This is a genomic window from Olivibacter sp. CPCC 100613 (assembly GCF_036959255.1).
Classification (GTDB): domain Bacteria; phylum Bacteroidota; class Bacteroidia; order Sphingobacteriales; family Sphingobacteriaceae; genus Olivibacter.
This window is the reverse complement of record NZ_JAWMTI010000039.1, coordinates 1-745: the sequence shown is the minus strand read 5'-3', so window position 1 is coordinate 745 and position 745 is coordinate 1. Positions and strand designations below refer to the sequence as shown.

The 745-nt window shown below is 49.7% G+C and carries 2 tRNA genes and 1 rRNA gene; all 3 read left to right on the top strand.

Annotated features, from left to right (window positions below):
- Positions 1-119: ribosomal RNA gene (locus RYH73_RS26590) — 16S ribosomal RNA — on the top strand; the annotation flags it as partial.
- A gap of 272 nt (positions 120-391) precedes the next feature.
- Positions 392-465, top strand: a tRNA-Ile gene (locus tag RYH73_RS26585).
- 6 nt (positions 466-471) lie between these two features.
- Positions 472-545 (top strand) — tRNA-Ala (locus tag RYH73_RS26580).
- The last annotated feature ends 200 nt before the right edge of the window (positions 546-745 follow it).

Below are 745 nucleotides of genomic sequence, written 5' to 3'. Positions count from 1 at the left end.
GAAAGCCGGGGGTACCTAAAGCATGTAACCGCAAGGAGCGTGTCAGGGTAAAACCGGTAATTGGGGCTAAGTCGTAACAAGGTAGCCGTACCGGAAGGTGCGGCTGGAATACCTCCTTTCTGGAGCGCCGCCGGCAGAGCGGCCGTTACCTCATGAAGATTTCTTGAAAAAAAGATAAGTGGAAAAAGAGAAGCCGGGCGGCCCTAACGGGAGCACCGTGCGNGGCTAAGTCGTAACAAGGTAGCCGTACCGGAAGGTGCGGCTGGAATACCTCCTTTCTGGAGCGCCGCCGGCAGAGCGGCCGTTACCTCATGAAGATTTCTTGAAAAAAAGATAAGTGGAAAAAGAGAAGCCGGGCGGCCCTAACGGGAGCACCGTGCGGAAGCGAAGCAGTCCCGTAGCTCAGTCGGTCAGAGCACTACACTGATAATGTAGGGGTCAGCAGTTCAAATCTGCTCGGGACTACCGGAAGGGGGATTAGCTCAGCTGGCTAGAGCACCTGCCTTGCACGCAGGGGGTCAACGGTTCGAATCCGTTATTCTCCACAGTTCGAATTAAAAAGTAAAAAATAAAGATTCAAAAGGCCTGTATGGTTTTTTAACTTTTAACTTTTTACTTTGAAAGAGGTTCTTTGACATATTGGAAGAAAAAAACACAAGAGAAGACAACAGTGGAGACGTTCCTTTCCCTTTGGGAAGGGACAATATAGAAAAAGCATCCCTATATACGCAAAAGGGTATAGGGA